Source organism: Roseateles sp. GW821-FHT02E12 (assembly GCF_059421665.1).
Genome location: NZ_JBWKVK010000002.1, coordinates 359,140 through 379,283, shown reverse-complemented (window position 1 = coordinate 379,283; position 20,144 = coordinate 359,140). Strand labels below are relative to the sequence as shown.

At 69.6% G+C, this 20,144-nt stretch carries 18 protein-coding genes; 5 read left to right on the top strand and 13 right to left on the bottom strand.

Annotation, left to right across the window (positions count from 1 at the left end):
• Positions 1-16: 16 nt before the first annotated feature.
• From AC07V5_RS12520 to AC07V5_RS12505, 4 genes are read right to left on the bottom strand one after another with little or no spacing between them, the layout of a single operon-like run.
• Positions 17-1,114, bottom strand: coding sequence for an AraC family transcriptional regulator (locus tag AC07V5_RS12520; RefSeq protein ID WP_495116003.1), 1,098 nt, complete (start codon positions 1,112-1,114; stop codon positions 17-19).
• Positions 1,111-1,455: a translation initiation factor Sui1 gene (locus AC07V5_RS12515; RefSeq protein WP_495116002.1), complete on the bottom strand. Its 345-nt coding sequence runs from the start codon at positions 1,453-1,455 to the stop codon at positions 1,111-1,113. The genes AC07V5_RS12520 and AC07V5_RS12515 overlap by 4 nt, the downstream gene beginning before the upstream one ends.
• Positions 1,452-3,653 carry a S9 family peptidase gene (locus AC07V5_RS12510; RefSeq protein ID WP_495116001.1) on the bottom strand — a complete coding sequence of 734 codons (2,202 nt, stop codon included), beginning with the start codon at positions 3,651-3,653 and terminating at the stop codon, positions 1,452-1,454. Before AC07V5_RS12510 ends, AC07V5_RS12515 begins: the two co-directional genes overlap by 4 nt.
• A 31-nt stretch (positions 3,654-3,684) precedes the next feature.
• The gene (locus AC07V5_RS12505; RefSeq protein WP_495116000.1) at positions 3,685-4,089 is read right to left on the bottom strand and encodes a rhodanese-like domain-containing protein; all 405 of its coding nucleotides are present in this window, start codon (positions 4,087-4,089) and stop codon (positions 3,685-3,687) included.
• A 65-nt stretch (positions 4,090-4,154) separates the two neighbouring features.
• Between AC07V5_RS12505 and ftrA the strand changes: the two genes are divergently transcribed.
• Positions 4,155-5,135: a transcriptional regulator FtrA gene (ftrA, locus tag AC07V5_RS12500; protein WP_495115999.1), complete on the top strand. Its 981-nt coding sequence runs from the start codon at positions 4,155-4,157 to the stop codon at positions 5,133-5,135.
• On the opposite strand, the gene AC07V5_RS12495 is transcribed toward ftrA, so the two are convergent.
• Positions 5,132-5,524, bottom strand: a complete 393-nt coding sequence (locus tag AC07V5_RS12495; RefSeq protein ID WP_495115998.1) for a hypothetical protein — start codon at positions 5,522-5,524, stop codon at positions 5,132-5,134. The two genes, ftrA and AC07V5_RS12495, sit on opposite strands and share 4 nt — an antisense overlap.
• 42 nt (positions 5,525-5,566) lie before the next feature.
• The gene (locus AC07V5_RS12490; protein ID WP_495115997.1) at positions 5,567-7,990 is read right to left on the bottom strand and encodes an ATP-binding protein; all 2,424 of its coding nucleotides are present in this window, start codon (positions 7,988-7,990) and stop codon (positions 5,567-5,569) included.
• A 129-nt stretch (positions 7,991-8,119) separates the two neighbouring features.
• Between AC07V5_RS12490 and AC07V5_RS12485 the strand changes: the two genes are divergently transcribed.
• On the top strand, positions 8,120-8,815 hold the full coding sequence (locus AC07V5_RS12485; RefSeq protein ID WP_495115996.1) for a hemerythrin domain-containing protein: 696 nt from the start codon (positions 8,120-8,122) through the stop codon (positions 8,813-8,815).
• Positions 8,816-8,903: 88 nt separating this feature from the next.
• Positions 8,904-9,563: a peroxiredoxin gene (locus AC07V5_RS12480; RefSeq protein WP_495115995.1), complete on the top strand. Its 660-nt coding sequence runs from the start codon at positions 8,904-8,906 to the stop codon at positions 9,561-9,563.
• Between the two features lie 2 nt (positions 9,564-9,565).
• Here AC07V5_RS12480 and AC07V5_RS12475 read toward each other — a convergent pair whose 3' ends face one another.
• Positions 9,566-10,504 (bottom strand): LysR family transcriptional regulator, encoded by a 939-nt coding sequence (locus AC07V5_RS12475; RefSeq protein WP_495115994.1) that lies wholly within the window; start codon positions 10,502-10,504, stop codon positions 9,566-9,568.
• Positions 10,505-10,621: 117 nt separating this feature from the next.
• Here AC07V5_RS12475 and AC07V5_RS12470 point away from each other — a divergent pair, with 117 nt between their 5' ends.
• A complete protein-coding gene (locus AC07V5_RS12470; RefSeq protein WP_495115993.1) occupies positions 10,622-11,863 on the top strand; it encodes an MFS transporter in 1,242 nt (413 codons plus the stop codon).
• Positions 11,864-11,866: 3 nt separating this feature from the next.
• Here AC07V5_RS12470 and AC07V5_RS12465 read toward each other — a convergent pair whose 3' ends face one another.
• The 6 genes from AC07V5_RS12465 to AC07V5_RS12440 are packed head-to-tail and all read right to left on the bottom strand — an operon-like array spanning position 11,867 to position 18,970.
• Entirely contained in the window at positions 11,867-12,964 is a 1,098-nt protein-coding gene (locus tag AC07V5_RS12465) for a porin (protein ID WP_495115992.1), read from the bottom strand.
• Positions 12,965-12,998: 34 nt separating this feature from the next.
• Positions 12,999-14,291 (bottom strand): gallate dioxygenase, encoded by a 1,293-nt coding sequence (locus AC07V5_RS12460; protein WP_495115991.1) that lies wholly within the window; start codon positions 14,289-14,291, stop codon positions 12,999-13,001.
• 24 nt (positions 14,292-14,315) lie between these two features.
• Positions 14,316-16,037: a subtype B tannase gene (locus tag AC07V5_RS12455; protein ID WP_495115990.1), complete on the bottom strand. Its 1,722-nt coding sequence runs from the start codon at positions 16,035-16,037 to the stop codon at positions 14,316-14,318.
• Between the two features lie 56 nt (positions 16,038-16,093).
• The gene (locus tag AC07V5_RS12450) at positions 16,094-17,119 is read right to left on the bottom strand and encodes a TRAP transporter substrate-binding protein (protein ID WP_495115989.1); all 1,026 of its coding nucleotides are present in this window, start codon (positions 17,117-17,119) and stop codon (positions 16,094-16,096) included.
• A gap of 22 nt (positions 17,120-17,141) precedes the next feature.
• A complete protein-coding gene (locus AC07V5_RS12445; RefSeq protein WP_495115988.1) occupies positions 17,142-18,464 on the bottom strand; it encodes a TRAP transporter large permease in 1,323 nt (440 codons plus the stop codon).
• Complete coding sequence (locus AC07V5_RS12440) at positions 18,461-18,970, bottom strand: TRAP transporter small permease (protein ID WP_495115987.1); 510 nt, start codon at positions 18,968-18,970, stop codon at positions 18,461-18,463. The genes AC07V5_RS12445 and AC07V5_RS12440 overlap by 4 nt, the downstream gene beginning before the upstream one ends.
• 150 nt (positions 18,971-19,120) lie before the next feature.
• Between AC07V5_RS12440 and AC07V5_RS12435 the strand changes: the two genes are divergently transcribed.
• Entirely contained in the window at positions 19,121-20,029 is a 909-nt protein-coding gene (locus AC07V5_RS12435; protein ID WP_495115986.1) for a LysR family transcriptional regulator, read from the top strand.
• The last annotated feature ends 115 nt before the right edge of the window (positions 20,030-20,144 follow it).

Sequence of the window (20,144 nt, the reverse complement as noted above, 5' to 3'; positions counted from 1 at the left end):
GCCGAACCTCACATTTTCAGGATTTGGCACGTCGCCAGGCCGAGGGCGTCATGCCGGTCTGCGCCTTGAAGACGCGGTTGAAGCTGGTCTTGGAGCTGAAGCCGGCCTGCAAGGCCAGGTCCAGCAGCTCGTCGCTCGCGCCGGCCGCCAGCCGTTGCTGCACCCAGGCCACGCGCAAGCCGCCGATGACGTCGGCAAAGCCCAGGCCCAGGCCCTCGTTGAAGGCCCGCGACAGATAGCTGGTGTTGGTGCCCAGCCGGCGAGCCAGGCCGTCCAGGCTCAGCTCGGGGTCGCGGAACCAGCCTTCGGCCTCGGTACGCGCGCGCCAGGCCGCGCCCTGGGCGACCCAGTCCGGCGGGGCGCGCGGCGCTGGCGGCTCGGGAGCTGCCGTCTCGGGCTGCAGCGGGTGGCGCTGGCCGGCATGCCGCCAGGCCTCCAGGCCCAGCGCGAAGACCAGCAGGGTCAACGCGAGATACAGGCCGAAGCGGTCAAAGTAGTTCAGCCGCCAGATCGCAGTCGCCGCTTCGTAGGGCAGGCTGACGGCCAACAGCAGGCCCAAAGCGACCAGCGTGCCGGCCAGGCTGCTGTAGCGGTGCTCGTCGGCATTGCTGACATGCTGGGCCAGCCAGGCCTGGAAGTCGCGGTGCCGGCGCCAGGCCAGCGCCAGGTAGATCAGCAGCGAAGCCAGGCCGAGCCAGGTGAGCGCCGGGTCGATGAACGGCGCATGCACCGCGTCGTTCCAGCGGTCCTTCCACGCCAGCGGCTGGGCGAAACAGATCGAGAAATAGACCAGCACCAGCGCGGAGGGAAGCAGATGCCAGGCCCAACGGGAAGGCAGGCGCTCGCGGGTGCGTTGCTGCACGTGCAGCCACAGCAGCGGCCCGAAGGCCAGGCCGTGATCCAGCGGCGCGAAGCTCAACCAGGGGTAAGCGTCGTAGAAGCCTGCGTAGCCGATGACATAGGGCGTGAGCTTGAGCGCCATCACGACCAGCAAGGCAGCCACCCAGCGGTTGGCACGGCGCTGGCGCGGGTCGGCCAGAAGTGCCACGGCCACGACCAGCGCGAACACGGCGCCCAGGCCCAGCGTCGTGCTCCATGGGCCGAAGCGAATCATCCGCCGGCTCGTTTGATCGTCCAGCCTTCAGGCCGCGCCTTCAGCCAGGCCAGCACCTTGTCGAGATGGTCGCCCTGGATCTCGACGACGCCGTCTTTCACCGTGCCGCCGCTGCCGCAGGTCGCCTTGAGCTGCTTGCCCAAGGTCGTCAGCGCCGCGTCGTCCAGCGGCAGGCCCTTGATGACCGTCACACCCTTGCCCTTGCGCCCGGCCGTCTCGCGGCTGACGCGCACGATGCCGTCGCCCGCCGGGCGGACCTTGGCCTTGCAGACGCACTGCGCAACCGGCTGGCTGCAGCCGGGGCAGACCCGGCCAACATCGGTGGAATAGACCAGGCTCATGGCGCAGGCTTCAGATGCCGCTCGAAGAAGGCATCCATCGTGCGGTAGAGGTGCAGCCGCGCTGCACGACCGGCGATGCCATGGGCCTTGCCGGGGTAGATCTGCAGGTCGAAGGTCTTGCCGGCGGTCTGCAGGGCCTCCACGAGGCGCAGCGTGTGCTCGAACAGCACGTTGTCGTCGGCGGTGCCATGCACCAGCAGCAGGGGCTTGGACAGCAGCGAGGCGCGGGCCGGCAGGTTGGCGCTGGCATAGGTCGCCGCCTTTCCACCTTCGGGCATGCCGAGATAGCGCTCGGTATAGGCCGTGTCGTAAAGCGTCCAGTCCGTCACCGGCGCGACGGCCACCGCTGCGGCGAAAGGCGTGTCGGCGTCCAGCATCGCCCGCGCACCGAGGAAGCCGCCATAACTCCAGCCGAAGAAGCCGATGCGCGCCGCGTCCACGCCCGGCACGCGGCTGGGCAGCTGGCGCACGGCGGCGAAGAGGTCGGCCACCTCGACCTTGCCGAACGCGGCATGGTGGGCGCGCCTGAACTCGCGGTCGCGGTGCTCCATGCCGCGCGTGTCCAGCATCAGCACGCCATAGCCGCGCTGCTGCCAGTAGGCGATCAAGGGCATGTCGCGGCCCCAGCCCCAGCTGACCGTGGCGGCACCGGGGCCACCGTAGGCCAGCACGATGACGGGGTGCTTGCCCTCACGAGCACTCTGGGCTGCGAAGAAGAACGCGTTCAGCGGTGTGCGGCCGTCGGCGGCCGTCAGCTCCAGCGCGAGGGGCGTGTTGGTGAAGGCCTTGAGCGCCGGATCGGGCGCATCGCCGGCCAGTGCGATGGCATCGCCGCGGCCCAGCGAGCGCAGCTCCAGCCGCGGCGGCTGCCCCCAGGCGGCCTGGGTGACGAGCAGCCGGGTGCAGGCGCTGTCAGCCTTGGCGTCACGCCACTGGCGCTGGGCCGTGCCGGGTACGGCCTGGGCCTTGCCGCCGGCCAGCGGCACGAGGTAGAGGTCCTGGCTCTTGCCAAGATCGCCCGCGGCGGCGAAGACAACACCGCGATCACCCACGCAAACCGCATGCGCAACCGGCTCGGGCGCCTGAGTCAGCGGCGTGCGCGCGCCGCTGGCGCGGTCGATCAGCTGCAACTGGCGCCGCCCGGACGCCTCGCTGGACCAGAGCAGGCCACGCGGCGTTTCGATGAGGTCGTCGTGCACGTCGACCCAGGCAGCATCGGTCTCAACGGTGATGTCGCGGGGCGCGGCCTTGAATTCAGTGAGCGTGAGCCGCGTCTGGTCGCGCGTGAACCACTGCAGCCAGGGCGTGCCGTCAGCGAACCAGCCGGCGCGGCTGATGTACTCGGCCGTCGCAGGCAACGGCAGTGCGCGGCGCTGGCCCGTGGCCGCGTCGATGACGAAGGCCGTGACCTTGGCGTTGGCCTCGCCTGCGGCGGGGTAGCGCTGCGCCGTCATGGCCGTGCGGTCGGCAAAGATCTGGGCCCGCGTCTTGATGCCGACGCCGGACTCGTCCACACGCAGCGCCAACAGCGACTTGCCGTCCTTGGACCACCAGAAGCCGCGCTGGCGCCCCAGCTCCTCGGCGGCGATGAATTCCGCGAGGCCCCAGGTCAGCGTGTCGCTGCCATCCTCGGTCAGCTGGCGCGGCTTGGCGCCCGCGCCCAGCGGCAGCACGAAGAGATTGCCGTTCTGTGCGTAAGCCAGGCTCTGGCCATCGGGAGCGCAGCGGGGGTCGAGCTTGGGTGCGTCGGGCGTGCTCGTGAGGCGCTGCGCCTGCGGACCACCGGCCCCCAGGCGCACGAGGTAGAGGTCGCCGGACAGCGGGAACAGCAGCGCGCTGTCATCGCCGCCGCACCACTGGTAGCTGGTGATGCCGCGCTGGTTGATGCGCTGGCGCTCCAGCGCCATCTTCTCGGCCTCGCTGAGCTTCTGGGCGGCGCCGCCCAGCAGGTCGGCCGCGCTGACCAGCTTGCGCGGCTCGCCGCCGCTGCTCGGCTGGGCCCACAGCTCCAGCACTTCGCTGTCCGCGGCCGACGGGCGCAGGAAGCTCACCCACTGCCCACCGGGCGAGATCTCGGCCTGGCGGGGCAGGCGGCCAGCCAGGGGTGGGTCGGCGGTGAGGCGTTCGAGGGTGAGGGTCTGGGCCGAGGCAGCGCTTGTGACGCAGGCCGCGGCGAGCAGGGTGATGAGGATCTTCATCGCGACATGCTAGCCGCGCCGGGGCGCCGATTCAGGCCGGCACGGGCTCCCGCGCCAGCTCGAAGCCTTCGTCCAGCCAACCGGTGATGCCGCCGGCCATGATCTTCACGGGCCGGCCCAGGCGGGCCAGGCGCAGCGCGCCGCGGGCCGCGCCGTTGCAATGCGGGCCGGCGCAGTAGGTGACGAAGAGCGTGTCGGCCGGCCAGGCGGCCAGCTTGCTCTCGACGAGCTTGCCGTGTGGAAAGTGGATAGCGCCGGGCACGTGGCCGCGGGCGAACAGTTCGGCCGAGCGCACGTCGAGCAGCACGAAGTCGGCGCCGTGGGTCAGCGCGTCGTGCACGTCCCAGCAGTCCGCCTCGAAGGTGAACTCGGCGGCGAAATGGGCTTCGGCCAGATGGGCCGGCGCGGCGGGGATGGCGGTCACTTGAGAGGGCATGGTGGGCTCCGTTGAACAGACGCCGCCATGGTCACGGCGGCCGGCTCGCCGCACAATTGGCGCTCATGACGACTATCAACAAGATCACGCCAAACACCACCGGCCCTCTCGTCGTCGTGCCGGTGTACGACGGCCTGTGCACCTTCGAGTTCGCCATCGCGGCGGAGATCTTCGGCCTGACCCGGCCCGAAATGGGGCCGGGCTGGTACCGCTTCGCGAGCGCCGCCATCGAGCCCGGCCCGCTGTGCGCCCATGGCGGCCTGAGCGTGACGACCGACGGCGGGCCGGAGCTGATCGACCGCGCCGACCTCATCGTCATGGCCGGCTGGAAAGGCGCTGACGTGCCCGTGCCCGAGGCCTTCGCGAAGCGGCTGCACCAGGCCTGGCAGCGCGGCGCACGGCTGGCGTCGATCTGCTCGGGCGCCTTCGTGCTGGCCGCCACCGGCCTGCTCGACGGCCGCCGCGCCGCCACGCACTGGCGCTATGCCGAGAAGCTGCGAGCGCGCCACCCGGCCATCGAGGTCGACGCCGGCGTGCTCTACGTCGACGAGGACCGCGTGCTGACCTCGGCCGGCAGCGCGGCCGGCATCGACCTGATGCTGCACATCGTGCGCGGCGACTTCGGCGTGGAAGCGGCCAACAGCGTGGCGCGCCGCCTTGTCATGCCGGCCCACCGCAGCGGCGGCCAGGCCCAGTTCATCGAGCGGCCCGTGCCCGCGGACCGAAGCCACCGCCTGGCCGGCGTGCTGGAGCAGGTGCGCGCCGACCTGCGCGCGGCCTGGACGGTGGAGCGCATGGCCGAGGCCGCCGCCATGAGCCCGCGCACCTTCCTGCGCCGCTTCACCGAGGCCACGGGCCAGTCACCCGGCGACTGGCTGATCGCCGAGCGCGTGGCCGAGGCGCAGCGGTTGCTGGAGGCCAGCGCGCTCAGCGTGGAGCGCATCGCCGCCGAGGCGGGTTTTGGCAGCGTGCAGGCGCTGCGCCATCACTTCCAGGCCCGGCTGGGCCTGGCGCCGCGGGCCTACCGGGCGAGCTTCGGCAGCTAGCCGGGCGTGCCGCCGATGAAGCCCAGCGTCAGGCCGCCGACAAAGCAGACGACGCTGAACCAGGCGGTGATGGCCAGCTCGCGCCGCATGACCTGACCGTTCTTCAGCACGCCGGTCGACACGCGGAACTTCCAGCTCGGGATGGACCAGACAGCCACCAGATTGGCCAGCAAGCTCAGCAGCAGCAAGGCCACCGCGATGGCGAGCACGACGCCGTCCGGCGTCGAGAAACCGGGCTTGCTGCCAAACACCGTGATGACGACAAAGCTGCCGGTCACCAGCGACGAGAACCAGCTGTGAAAGGCACTGCGGTCGCGCAGCCACTCGACGACATGTGGGCGCGTCTCGTCATCGATGCGGCTGAGGTCGAGGGCGCGAACTTCGGACATGGCCGGTCGATCTTCGCCGGCTGCTTGCCCTACCGCAATGCTCTAGGACGCTGATCGCGCCAGCGCCACGGCCGCGTCGTCATCCAGACCACGCCCCTCGGCCTCCAGCGCCGCCGCGCGGTCGCGGCCCAGCAGGGCCTGGGCGGGCTCGACGGCGCCGGCCAGGATCTTCAGCTCCACCGGGTCCAGCGTCGTTTCAGCCTCGGTCCAGACTCGGCGCACATAGCCCGCCAGACGACAGGCCGCCTCGACACGCCGCTGCGTGACCAGCAGCGGCAGGATGCCCATCCAGGCCACATGGGTGCCGAAACGCCGCCCCACGGCCAGGGAGCGCGGCACCAGGGCTGCGGCCTCATCCAGCCGGCCCAGGCCGACCAGGGCTTCGACGAGCGCGTTCAGCACCCAGGGCAGGCTGCCGTTGTTGCCACTGCCATCGGCGTCCAGGCTGGCCAGCAAGGCCTGGGTGCGCTGGGCACCCTCCTCCAACCGGCCCAGGCGCACGAGGGTCAGGCAGATGTTGTTCTCGGCGATCAGCACGCGCGCCTGCATGCCCAGTTCGCGCGCCGCGAGCTGCTCGCGTTCCATGCAGGCCAGGTGCTCCGCGAGGTTGCCACGCAGCCGTTCGGCCACGGCCATGGCGTTGTTCACGCGAAAGCGCGTCATCGGCGAGTCGTCGCCCGCCGTCAGGGCCAGCAGCAGCGCACAGGCCTCGTCCAGCTCAGGCGAGCGGTTGGACTCCGAGAAGGCGCGCACCCAGTGCACGGCAGCGATCTGCAGCTCGGTCGCGTTGCCCAGCGGCCGCCACAGCGCCACGGCGCGGCGCGCCACCGGCACGGCGCGCACGTCGGCGCGAATGAGCAGCAGGTAGGACAGCATGGAGGTCCACAGCGCCAGCACCTGCGGCGGCAGGCCGTCGCCACGGGCGTCCATGGCGGGCTCCAGCGACAGCAGCCAGCCGGTGACCTCGTGGCGCCAGACGGTCAGCACCATGACGCGCGCCGCGCGGGCGCTGAGCTGGGCGGCCGTGGCGAGGTCGTGCTCGCGCGCCCACAGGAAGGCCTCGCGCACGTTCTCCATGTCGGCCAGCCAAAGCTGGGTGTCGTCGCTGGGCGCGATCAGCGCCAGCACGGCGGCCGCGTGGCGGCGCCGCGCCGAATGGTGGCCGGCTTCATCCAGCCGGGCAAGCGCATGGGCGCGCATGGTCTCCAGCAGCCGGTAGCGCGGCGGGTCGGAACCGTCCAGGGCGACGAGTGAGCGCTCCACCAGCGTCGCCAGGCCGTCCACCACGTCCCAGCGCGACACATGCTCGTCGCCGCTCAGCGTGACGGCCAGCTCCAGCGTGAAGCCGCCCGCAAACACGCCCAGGGCCTGGTAGAGCTGCTGCTCGGCCGGCTCCAGCAGGCCGTGGCTCCAGTCCAGCGCCTCCAGCAGGCTGCGGTGCCGGGCGGAGGAGTCGCGCCGGCCGCGCGACAGCAGCGCGAAGCGCTCGGCCAGCGCGTCGTGCACGGCCTGCAAGCCCATCAGCGGCACGCGCGCCGCGGCCAGCTCCAGCGCCAGCGGCAGGCCGTCCAGCTGCCGGCACAGCGCGGCCAGCAGAGGCAGGGCCTTGGGTGTCGCTTCAAAGCGGGCATCCATCGCGCGGATGCGCGCCACCAGCAGCGCCAGCGCGCCCTCGCATGCGTCGCCCTCGGCCACGGGCAGCGGCTCGACACGCAGCACGCGCTCGCCCGCCACGCCCAGCGCCAGCTGGCTGGTCACGAGCAGGCGCAGCCGGCCCTGCAGCGCGGTGGCCCAGCTGGCGCACGCGTCCACCAGATGCTCGGCGTTGTCCAGCACCAGCAGCGCGGGCTCGCCCTCGGGCAGCAGCTTGAGCACCTGGGCGACTGCATCGCCGCCGGCCAACTGGCCACCCAGCGCGCGGGTGATGGCTTCGGCGACCTGGCTGCCCAGCGTCAGCGGCGCCAGGTCCACCCAGGCGCCCTGCCCGGCCGCCACGCAAGCCAGGCTGCTCTTGCCCACGCCGGCCATGCCCACCAGCGTCACGCAGCGCGGGCCCGCGGCCAGCGCGTCGCGCAGCCGGGCCAGGTCGGTATCGCGGCCGAACAGCGTCTGCGCGGGGGTGACGCGGTCGGTCGGTTTGGGCGTCGCCGCGTCATGCAGCAGGGCCGTGAAGCGGTAGCCCCGCCCCGGCACGGTCGCGATGGCGTCCTCGCCCAGCAGCCGGCGCAGGCCGTTGACCTGCACGCGCAGGTTGCCCTCCTCGACGACAAGGCCGGGCCAGACCTTCTCGATCAACTCGCCCTTGGTGAACAGCTCGCCGGGGCGCGAAGCCAGCACGAACAGCAGGTCCAGCGCGCGGCCACCCAAAGGGCTGGGTGCGCCGTCCACCAGCAGCCGGTGCTCCGCCGGCCGCAGCTCGAACCGCCCACTCGTACCGAACCGCAGCACCGCTGGCGCCTCGTCCATCGCCACTCCCGTCCCTGGCCAAATCGCGCGCAGCTTAAGCCAGCCGGCACCGCCACGTTTAACAACGTTGAACACCCGTTAAAGGCCGCCAGCCCCGAACATTTGCTCACCCCACCCAAGGAGCCCGACATGACCGAACCCGAAGTCTCCGTACCCGCCGTCATGCGCAACTATCACGAGGTGCTGCGCAACGACCTCGCCAAGGTGCTGGCGCCGCTGGCCGAGGCCGGCGACCTGGCCCGCTTCGAGCCCGCTTGGGCCGACTACGTGGCCGCCATCGCCGTGCACGCGGCTATGGAGGACGGCGTGGAGGGTGCCGGCGGCGGCATCACGACCATGCTCGACCAGCTTTTCGACGGCGCCGTCAACGCCGCCCTGTTCCGCGCCGAGCACGACGACGAGCACGAGCTGCAGGCCGCGGTGACGCGCGCCATCCCGATGGGCGTGGGCGCCTTGCGCGACGCCTGGGCCGCCTACCGCGCATGCGCCGAAGCCCATCTGCTGCACGAGGAAGACATCATGATGCCGCTCGTCGCCCGCCTGCCCAAGGAGGACAAGGCGGCGTTGTTTGCGCAGTGGTGCGTGTCGGCCGGCATCGCCCACGGCGGCTTCGACCACCTCGTGGCCCATGGCGTGGCGTCGCTTGCCGCCTTCGGCAGCACCAAGAACACGCCGGCCGGTGCCACCCGCGTGTTCGTGCAAGCCCTCAAGGCTGTCTGTACGCCTCAGCAATGGGCTCGCTACCTGCCCATCGCGCGCAACGCGGCAGCGCCCACCGTGTGGGCGGCCGTGCTGGCCGAGGTGCCCAGCCTGGAAGCCGCATAGACCCTTTTCGAGCAAGCACATGCTCAACAGGCATTTGCTTCGTTCCTATCATTCACCCTCGCCCCCAAGCCACTCAAGGAGACCCACCATGTCCCTGCGCATCAACGACATCGCCCCCGACTTCACCGCCCAGACCACCCAGGGCACCGTCAAGTTCCATGACTGGATTGGCGACAGCTGGGCCATCCTGTTCTCGCACCCCAAGGACTTCACGCCGGTGTGCACGACCGAGCTGGGCTACATGGCCAAGATCGAGCCCGAGTTCACCAAGCGCAATGCCAAGCTGATCGGCCTGAGCGTCGACCCCGTGGACAACCACCACCGCTGGGCCGCCGACATCGAGGAGACCCAGGGCCACCTGCCCAAGTACCCCATGATCGGCGACCATGACCTCGCCGTCGCCAAGCTCTACAACATGCTGCCGGCCGACATCGAGGGCACGTCCGAGGGCCGCACCGCGGCCACCAACGCCACCGTGCGCTCGGTCTTCATCGTCGGCCCGGACAAGCGCATCAAGCTGATGCTGACCTACCCGATGACGACGGGCCGCAACTTCGACGAGATCCTGCGCGTGCTGGACAGCATGCAGCTGACCGCCAAGCACAAGGTCGCCACGCCGGTGAACTGGAAGCAGGGCGAGGACGTCATCATTGCCGGCTCGGTGTCCGACGAAGACGCCAAGACGCTGTTCCCGGCCGGCTGGAAGGCACCCAAGCCTTACCTGCGCATCACCAAGCAGCCGAGCTGAGCTCAGCTTGAACGACGCGGCTTCACCGCCGCGTCGCGTTCCCAGGGCGGCACGCCGCCGATCTTCTCGGTCATGAAGTCGACGAAGGCGGTCACGCGCGCCGGCACCAGCCGGCGCTGCGGCATCACGGCGTGGATGCCCGTCTCGGGCAGCTTGCAGTCGGGCAGCACGACGGCCAGCCGCCCCGCACGCAGGTCGTCGGCCACATGCCAGGTCGAATGGATGGCAATGCCCATGCCGGCCACGGCCGCGTCGCGCAACACCTCGCCCTGGCTGCTTTCCAGCAGGCCATCCACGCGCACGGCCACCTCACGGCCGCGCTTGTCCTTCATGCGCCACACATCCGCCCTGCCCTGGGTGCCGACGAGCACCAGGCAATCGTGCTCCGTCAGGTCCTCCGGCCGCGCGGGGCTGCCGCGCCGGCGCAGGTAGTCGGGCGCGGCGCACAGCACGCGGCGGTTGGCCGCCAGCCGGCGCGCGACGAGGCTGGAGTCCTCCATCGCGCCGATGCGCAAGGCCAGGTCGAACCCGGCCGTCACGAGGTCGTGCATCTGGTCTGACAGATCCACGCTGAGGCGCAGCTGTGGGTGGCGCCGCATGAACTCCGGCAGCAGCGGCGACACGTACTGGCGAGCGAACGTGGCTGAGGTGGTCAGCCGCAGCGTGCCGCTCACCTCGGTGCCCGCCTGGCGCAGGCCCGACATCAGCGTCTGCAGATCGTCCACCAACGGCCGGCCTTGCTCGGCCAGTGCCAGGCCCTCGGCCGTGGGCGTCAGGCTGCGCGTCGTGCGGTGAAAGAGCCGCACGCCCAGCGACTGCTCCAGCGCCCGCAACCGCTGGCTGGCCACGGCGACCGACAGGTCCAGCCGGCGCGCGGCGGCGCTGATCGAGCCGGCGTCGAACACGCGCAGGAACAGGTTCAGGTCATCGACACGGCTCATGCGCCAGGCCTCGTTATGAAGGAATCGTTGAAGGTGATTGAGCGGTTTGGTGGTTTTTACATCGAATACAAATCCCCAAACTGGCGGCCAGCTTCAATCACCCGAAAGACTTCCATCATGGCTACTGCCTCCACCCTGAGCGCGCCGGGCACCGCCCGCCGGCCCTGGGCCCTCTACGCGCTGACCGTCGGCGCCTTCGGCATCGGCACCACCGAGTTCGTCATCATGGGCTTGCTGCTGCAGCTGGCGGGCGACCTGCAGGTGAGCCTGGCCACGGCCGGCCTGCTGATCTCCGGCTATGCGCTGGGCGTGTTCGTCGGCGCGCCGCTACTCACCGCCGCCACCAGCCGCGTGCCGCGCAAGACCGCCCTGCTCGCGCTGATGGCCATCTTCACGCTGGGCAACCTGGCCTGCGCGGTGGCGCCCAACTACTGGGTGCTGATGGCGGCGCGCGTCATCACGTCGCTGGCACACGGCACCTTCTTCGGCGTGGGCGCCGTCGTTGCCACCAGCGTCGTACCCGCCGACCGCAAGGCCTCGGCCATCTCGACGATGTTCACGGGCCTGACGGTCGCCACGCTGCTGGGCGTGCCCGCCGGCGCCTGGCTGGGCCTTCACTACGGCTGGCGCTCGACCTTCTGGGCCGTCAGCGCCATCGGCCTGATCGCGATGGCCGTCATCGCCACCTTCGTGTCGGCCAAAGAGGCCGGCAGCGGCAGCGCCGTGTCGCTGCGCGAGGAGTTCAAGGTGCTCAAGCGCGTGCACGTGCTGCTGGGCCTCGCGGCCACGGTGCTGGGCTTTGCCGGCGTGTTCCTCGTCTTCACCTACGTGCAGCCGCTGTTGATGCGCGTCAGCGGCTTCGGCGAAGCCGGCGTGTCGGCCATCCTGCTGGTGTTCGGTGTGGGCATGATCATCGGCAACATCGTTGGCGGCCGGCTGGCCGACCGGGCACCGGTGCGAGCGCTGCTGGGGTCGCTCGCCGTGCTGGCCGGCGTGCTGGTACTGATGGGCTTTGCGATGCAGAGCCAACTGCTCGCAGTGCTGTTCATCGGCCTGCTGGGCGCGGCCGGCTTTGCCACCGTCGCGCCGCTGCAGCTGCGCGTGCTGAGCAAGGCGGAAGGCGCCGGCCAGAGCATGGCCTCTAGCCTCAACATCGCCGCGTTCAACCTCGGCAACGCGTTGGGTGCCTGGCTGGGCGGCGCGGTCATCGACCACGGCCCAGGCTTGGGCACCCTGCCCTGGGCCGCCGCGGCGCTGACCGTGGGCGGGCTGGCCGTGGCCTGGGTCAGCGTGCGGATGGAGGCGCGCGCCACGACGGCCAGCGCCACGGTAGCGGCAGCAGCCGCTAGCTGCGGCTGAGCATCAGAAGCTGTGGCGCACGCCCAGGGCCAGGCCGGTCTGGCCGTTGCCCGCAGCGGGGCCGTTGCCGGCAGCAGCGTTGGAGACACCCAGCGCCAGCGTGCCGTCGTTGTCGATGCGGCCAGCCGTGGCGTAGACCGCCGTGCGCTTGGACAGGCTGTAGACGCCTCGCACGGCGAACAGCGTGGCCTCGTTGGCGGTGCCTTTGTAGTCGAGCTTGAAGACCTGGGCGTCCACCGTGAAGGCTTGCGTGACGGGGTAGCTGGCGCCGAAGTACCAGAGCTGGCTCTTGGGCGTGGTGGCGCTGCCCTCGTTCTTGCGGTCGATTACGCCGGCGCCGAGCTTGACCTTGTCGAACTTGACCCAGCCGGCCACGGTGGAGCGGCGGTCGGTGAGCGCGCTGCTGGTGAGGGCCGCGAAGGCGCCGGTGCCGCCGCGGATCTCATCGACGGCGGCCGACACGCCCCAGGTGGGCGTGTCGTACTTGGCCAGCACGGACCACTGGCGGCAGGCCTTGGTGTCGGCACCGTTCTCGCCGGCGCAGTTGGTGCCCGAGGGGCTGGGGCCGGCGTTCACCGCATCACGGCCGAAGCTGTAGGTGGCGCCGACGGTCAGGCCGTTGAAGGTGCCACGGTAGGCGATGGCGTTGTCGACGCGTGAGTTGGGCAGGTAGCTGTCCAACGAGCCGGAGCCGAACATGGCCGGGCCGAGGATGTCAGCGTCCAGCTGCGACCAGAACAGCATGGAGTACTGGCGGCCCAGCGAGACGGTGCCCCAGCTGCCTTGCAGGCCGACGAAGACCTGCCGGCCCCAGGCGCGGCCGCCCTGGTTCAGCGTGCCGCTGTCGACACCCAGGCCCTGCTCCAGCGTGAACACGGCCTTGAGGCCGTCGCCCAGGTCTTCGGTGCCGCGAAAGCCCAGGCGCGACGGCGAGATGCCCCCGGTGAGGCCCGGCATGCGCGTGAGGCTGGCACCGGTGGCGCCGACGTTGCTGAGATGCTCGACGGCGCTGTCGAGGATGCCGTAGATGGTGACGTTGGTCTGGGCTTGGGCACTGGCGGCCAGGGCCAGTGCGGATAGCGCGAATGCGTGCTTGATCATGCGAATGTCTCCTCGTTGTGGTTGGTGGGTGGGGTCAAGAGGTCTTGGCCGGGTTCCAGTCCAGCGGCCCGGCCTGGGTGCCGGCGACGGAATAGAGGGCCTTGGTGTTGCGCGTGCGCTGGAAGGCTTCCAGCGTCTCGCCGCGCATGGCGGCGTAGATGTGGAGGTTGGACACGCCCACGACGGCGCCCAGCTTTTCCAGCATGAAGAAGATGGCGCCGTATTGGATGAGGCCGCGCCAGTCGCGCCGGCGCACGAGGTCGCGCTCGACCTCGGGCAGGCCGGCTTGCTCGAAGGTGGCCTCTTCATCCGCCAGGAAGGAGGCGCGGAACTCGGGCTCGACGAGGCCGTGCAGGAAGCGGTTCAGCCGGTAGCCCTGGACGCTGCGCTCCAGCGTGAACGGGTAGGTACCAAGCAGCTTCTCCGCGCCGCTCAGTTGCTCGGCCATGCGGGCGCGGTGGCGTTGCAGCACGGCTTGGGGCAGGGCCTGCTGCACGGGCTCGTAGATGGCCGTGGCGATGCCGGTCATGGACGGCAGGTAGTAGTCGCGGTGCAGGCAGGTCACCTGCGCCGCCAGCGCGCCGCGCATGACCAGCCACATGATGACCTCCGAGCCCTCGAAGCCGCCCAGCTCGGCGTACTCGGCATGCGTCATGTCGGCCAGCGCCTCGGGGTCGCTATCGAAGAGGTCGAGGAAGCGCGCATCCCACTCGGGGTTGTTGAAGCCGGCGCGCTCGCCGTGCACCTGGTGCGACAGGCCACCGGTGGCGACGATGGCGACGCGCAAGTCCTCGGGGTAGCTCTCGATGGCGCGGCGCAGCGCCTGGCCCAGCTTGTAGCAACGCCGTGCGCTCGGGATGGGGAACTGCAGCACGCCCATCTGCAACGGCACGAGCTGAACCGGCCATTGCGGCTCGTGCGGGCACATGACGGACAGCGGCGAGAAGCAGCCATGGTCCAGCCCACGGTCCTGGAAGAAGGACAGGTCGAACTCGTCCGTCATCAGCGAGCGGCCGATGTGAGCCGCCAGCGCCGGGTGGCCCTCGATGGCCGGCAGGTCACGCGCGCCGCCGCCCTCGTCGGCCACGGCCCAGCGTTCGCCCACGCCGAGGGCAAAGGCCGAGTAGTGGTCGAAGAAGAACGACGTGACGTGGTCGTTGTAGATCAGCAGCAAGACGTCGGGCTTGCGGTCCGCAATCCACTGCTGAACGGGCTCGAAGGCCTTGAAGATGGGGGCCCAGACCGGGTCGCTCTGCTTGTCACGATCGAAGGCGAAGCCGATCGTGGGGGTGTGGGAGGCGGCGATGCCGCCGATGATCTGGGCCATGTCGTGGACTGCTCGGTGCGGGGTTCAGGGGTTCGCGTCCAGCTTTGCCTTGATCCAGGCGAAGGCTTCCTGCACGTCGTAGTTGCCGCTGTGAGGCACGAGGTAGGGGAACTTGAAGCTCACGTCCTTGACCGACGAGTCGTTGCGAATCGCCTGGTAGAGCAGCGTCTGCATCGAGAACGCGGTGTCGCGGTCCACCATGCCGTGGCGCACATACCAGTAGGGCGCGCTGTCGGCCGCCGTGCCCAGGTAGGCCAGCGGGTTGATGAGCTTGATCTGCCGGGCCAGCGTGCTGGAGCTCAGCGCCATGTACTGCGCGAAGGTCAGGCCGGTGTCGTCGGTGCCGGTGTTGTCGCCCAACGCGGCGTTGTTGTTCCAGCTCCACTCGCTGAAGTTCATGTAGCGCACGTCTGCCGGGCCGAACAGGTTGGTCTCACCGCTGACGTTCCAGACACCGGTCGACGCGTTCTTGTTGCCGGTGACGCCAACGGCGTCAAAGGCCACGACGGTCTTGAGCGCCTGGTTGGCTGCAACGTACTTGACGAACTTGGCGTAGTCGATGCTCGTCACCGTGGCGCTGGTGCCCGTACCGCTGAGCGTGAGCCAGTCGTTGACAAGGGTCGCGCGGGTCGTCACGAAGTTGCCGCCCAGCGCCGGCACTGCCGTGCCCTTGGCGATCTGGCGCTCGATCTCGGCCTTCACCAGCGCCTGCGTGCTGTCGCGCAGGCCTTGCGCCGTCAGTGCCGAGCCGTCCTCGGCCTTCAGGCCCAGGCTGGCCACGTAGGCAGCGAACTTGGCTGCGATGGCCGCCGACGCGGCGGGCTGCAGGCCGGCCGTGTAGGCCACGCCGCCCAGCGCGCCGGTGTTGCTGTCGTTGCGCACGGCGCTGTACTCGTACTCGTAGCCGAGGTCGGCGTTGCCGAGGTTGTTGATGGGGCAGTACGCCACCGCCGCAAACACGTCGTCCTTGATCGTGCTGGTGGCGCTGGCCCCGGTGCCCTTGATGCCGGCGGCGCCGACGGCGTCCAGGTAGGGGATGTAGTCCGTGCTGTTGCCGCTGGCGGACACGGCCGCCGTGAGGCCGCCGCCGCCACTGGTGCCGGTGACGACGATGCGTTCGGCGGAGCCCGGCATCAGCGCGTCGTTCAGGCGCAGGTAGCGGATGGCGGCCTTGGCATCCACCACGGGCGCCGGCGCCTTGCCCATCCAACTGCCGTCTTCCGCCACGATGCCGCGGCTGCGGGTGCCCACGTTGATGAAGACATAGCCCGCCTTCAGCGCCGCGCCGACGTTGTCGGTGTCGGTGGTGCTGACGAACTTGGCGCCTTCGACGAGCGTCGTCGACACGGCGCTGGCCATCCAGCCCGCGTTGTTGACGAGGAAGTACAGCGCCGTCTTCTGGTCGCTGGCCTTGTCCTCCGGCACCGAGACGATCATGGTCTGGTAGACGTTGGCATCGGTCAGCGTGCTGTTCGCCTGCGTGAGCAGCGCCTTGACCGGCTTGGCCACGTAGACGATGCGGTACTGGCGAAGCTTCACGGCCACGCCGTCGACGGTGACGTTGACCGTCGTGTACTTGGTGGCGTCGAACTTCAGCGCCGTGTCTTCGGCGTCGGCCGGCTCCGGCGTGGGCACGACGGGCGTCGGCTCCACGGGTGCGGGGTTGCTGCCGCCGCAGGCGGCGAGCAGGCCTGAGGCGGCGAAGGCCGCGCAGGCGATGGCATGGGTCTTGAAGCGTTTGAGCATGGCTGTCTCCTCGGCCCTGGCGGGCCGTTTGTCGTTGTCGTCGGTCGTTGAGGTGTTCAGCGCGCCACGGCGTGCTTGGCGATCAGGGCCTTGGCGTCGTCGAGCAACTTGCCGCCTGCCAGGCCTTTGGCGTCCATGTCCTTGACCCAGTCGGCGGCCAGCTTGTTGCCGAGCTGCTTCCAGGTGGCGAGTTCGCTCGCCGGGATCACGTTGACTGAAGCCGGCGAGACGAGCTTCTTGCCCTCGTGGTCGGCCTGCAGGAAGGCCTTGCCGATCTGGCCCGACAGGGCCTGGCCGCTGTTGTTGTCGATGACCTTCTTCAGGTCGGCCGGCAACGACTCGTACTTGGCCTTGTTCATCGCGAAGATGAAGGTCGACGTGTAGAAGGCCGGCTCGGCGGGGTCGGTCTCGGAGTGGAACTTGGCGAGCTCCTGCAGTTTGACCGAGGGCACCACCTCGTAGGGCACGACGGCGCCGTCGATGACGCCCTTGGACAGCGCGTCACCCACCTGCGGCACCGGCATGCTGACGGGCGTGGCGCCCAGCATGGCGATGAACTTGTTGGTCATGCGGGTGGGGGCGCGCAGCTTCAGGCCGCGCAGGTGGGCCGCGCTCTTCACGGGCTTGCTGGCCATGTGGAAGACGCCGTCGCCATGCACATGGAAGGCCAGCGGCTTGACGTCCTTGAACTCGGCCTGGCCGTGCAGTTGCACGTAGTCCCACAGCGCCTTGCTGGTGGCCTCGGGGCTTTGCATCATGAAGGGCAGCTCGAAGGCTTCCACGGTGGGGAAGCGGCCGGCGGTGTAGCCGGGCAGCGTCCACACCACGTCGGCCACGCCGTCGCGCACCTGGTCGAACAGCTGCGGGGGCGTGCCGCCGAGCTGCATCGACGGGTAGAGCTGGCACTTCATCCGCTGGGCGGATTCCTTGGCGATCTTGTCGCACCAGGGCTGGATGAAGAGGGTGCTGGCGAAGGAGGTGGGCGGCAGGAAGAAGTGAACTTTCAGCGTGACCTCTTGGGCCTGCGCGGGCAATGCAGCGGCTGCAACCAGGCCGCATGCGGCCAGGAAGTGGAATTTCATGGTGTCTCCTAGGTTCTCGGTCTTAGGTCAGCAGGTGCACGAGCCAGAGGGCCGTGGCGGGGAACGCGATCAGCAGCGCAAGGCGCAGGCCGTCGGTGATGAGGAAGGGCACGACGCCCTTGTAGGTCTCGACCATGGGCACATCGCGCGCCAGGCCGTTCATGATGTAAACGTTGAGCCCCACGGGCGGAAAGATCATGCCGATCTCGCACACCGTCAGGATCAGGATGCCGAACCACAGCGCCTTGTCAGCCACGCCGAGGCCGAAGAAGTCCATGCCCATGATGACGGGGAAGAGCGTCGGCACGGTGAGCAGGATCATGCTCATCTCGTCCATCACGCAGCCGAGCACGATGTAGAACACCATCACGCCGGCCATCACGAGCAGCGGTGAGATCTGCAGGTGGCCCACCAGGTCGGCCAGCTGCGCGGGCAGCTGCGACAGGGCCAGCGCCGCGTTGATCATGTCGGCGCCAATGAAGATCAGGAAGATCATGCCGCTGGTCTGCGCCGTGGTGCGCACGGCGGCGACGAACTTGCCCGCATCCATCTCGCGGCGCAGCAGCGTGATGGCGCAGGTCATCACATTGCCGATGGCCGCGCCCTCCGTCGCCGTGAACAGGCCGCCGTAGATACCGCCGAACACGACCGCGAAGATCGCGACGATGGGCCAGACCTTGAGCGCGGCGCCGACGACTTCGGCGCGCGGCGCGGCCTTGGCGGCGGGCGCGTCCTGCGGGTTGATGCGCACCATGACGGCGATGGCTGCGATGTAACCCAGGGCCGCGATCAGCGCCGGCACATAGGCCGCGAGGAACATCTTGGTGATGTTCTGCTCGGTCAGGATGGCGTAGACCATCAGCGTGACCGACGGCGGCAGCAGCACGCCCATCGTGCCGCCCGTGGCCAGCGCCGCGGTGGCCAGGCGGCCCGAGTAGCCGATGCGGCGCATCTGCGGGTAGGCGACTTGCGCGATGGTGGCGGTGGTGGCGACCGTGGAGCCCGAGATCGAGCCGAAGGCCGCGCAGGCCAGCACCCCGGCCATGGCCATGCCGCCACGGAAGCGCCCGAGCAACGCGTTGGCAAAGTCGAACAACGCCTTGGACAGCCCGCCCTGCACCGCCACCGCGCCCATCAGCATGAAGAGCGGGATGACCGACAGGTCGTAGACCGACACGCGGCCGTAGACGGCGCCCTTGAGATGGGCCAGCAAGGGGTCGAAGCCCGACAGGAAGATGTAGCCGACGGCGCCGGGCACGAACATCGCGATGGCGATGGGCACGCGCACGGCCATCAGCACCAGCATGGCGCCGAACATGGAGAGGCCAATGGACATCGTGGTCATGCCGGCACCTCCGCACGAAGCAGCTGCGCCGTCTGCACGGCACCGATGACGACGCACAGCGCGAGGCCGGGGAGCATCAACACATAGGGCATCCACAGCGGCAGGTCCATCAACATGGAGCGCTCCTGCGACTGGTACATCGACACGCCACCGGCGGCCACGCGCCAGGTGACCAGCGCCAGCACGGCCGTGTAGAGCAGCGTGCCGAAGGCGTCCATCAACCGCTGCGCACCGGCGCTGGTGCCGGTGGTGAAGAAGTCCACGATGATGTTGGCGCGGCGGAACTGCGTGTAGGGCAGGAAGCTCGCCACGACGACGGCGCCGCCGAGCTGCACCAGCTCGACGTCACCCAGGATGGGGTGGGATAAAAAGGCTCGGCCGATGACGCTGCAGGTCGTCATCAGCGCAACGGCGCTGAGCACCAGCGCGCCGATGGCGGCGCTCACGTCGCAAAGCTGTTCCAGGCGGCGCATCAACGGCGGCGCGCCGGGGTCATGTGAATCCAACGAAGTCTCCTCGCGTGGCCGCTGCGATGGCGGCAATCTCTCTGGTGTGAACTTGATCCAGGTCAAGTTGCGGCGCAGTCTAGGAATCGGGTCCTGTCGCCAAAAGATGCTGCGGGAGGGGTCGCGATAACCGCTGGTTATCATCAAACGATGAAGTTAACAAACCTGCGCGCGCTGGTGGCCGCCATCGAGCAGGGCAGCCTGCGCGCTGCAGCGCGGCAGATCGGCGTGTCGCAGCCGGCGCTGACCAAGATGATTCGCGAGCTGGAACGCGAGCTGGCGACGCTGCTGCTGCTGCGCTCAACGACCGGCGTTCTGGCCACAGCGCAGGGCATGGTTCTCTATGAAAGAGCCATCGCCGCCGACCGCGAGCTGACGCAGGCGGTTGACCAGATCCAGCAGCTCGGCGGCCGCATGACGGGCACGCTGTCGATCGGCGCGGTGCCGCTGGCCGTGATGCTTTTGGTGCCCGAAACGCTGCGCACTTTCGGCCGCGAATTCCCCGACATCCAGCTGCGCATCAGTGAAGAGCTTTACATCGCGCAACTGACGCGGCTGCGTAAAGGCGAGGTCGACATCGCGCTGGGCCCGCTGCCCGAGCACCTGCCGGCGGGCGAGTTCGCCGTCGAGACGCTGATGCCCATCGACATGGTCATCGTCGTGCGCAAGGGCAACCCGGCGGCGCGGGCGCAGCGGCTGGCGGACTTGGCCGACCTGCCCTGGGTCTACACCGGCGCCACGGCCGACGCCGGCTACGCCAAGACGCTGTACGAGAGCCACGGCATGAAGCCGCCGCCGGCCGGCGCCATCGTCAACTCGACACTGGGCCTGCTGTCCATCGTCGCCAGCGGCAACTGCATCGGCCTGCTGCCGCGCCAGATCGCGACGCACCCGTTCGCGAGCCAGCACCTGGAGATCGTGCCCGTGGAAGAAGGCGCGCTGAACCTGACGCTGGTGGCCCTGGCCCGCACGGACACGGCTGTGAAGCCCAGCGTGCGCCACTTCCTGGCCCACCTGCACCGCGCTGCCCACCACCTGACGACGGGCGCAACGGGCTGAACGACTGCGCTGCGCTCATGCCGGGAACGAATAGCAGCTAGTGCCGGTTAGAACTTGTTGAGTTGGGGGCGGCTCCGAAGAATGCGCGCAGCGCAGGCCGAGGGCAAAGCCGGCG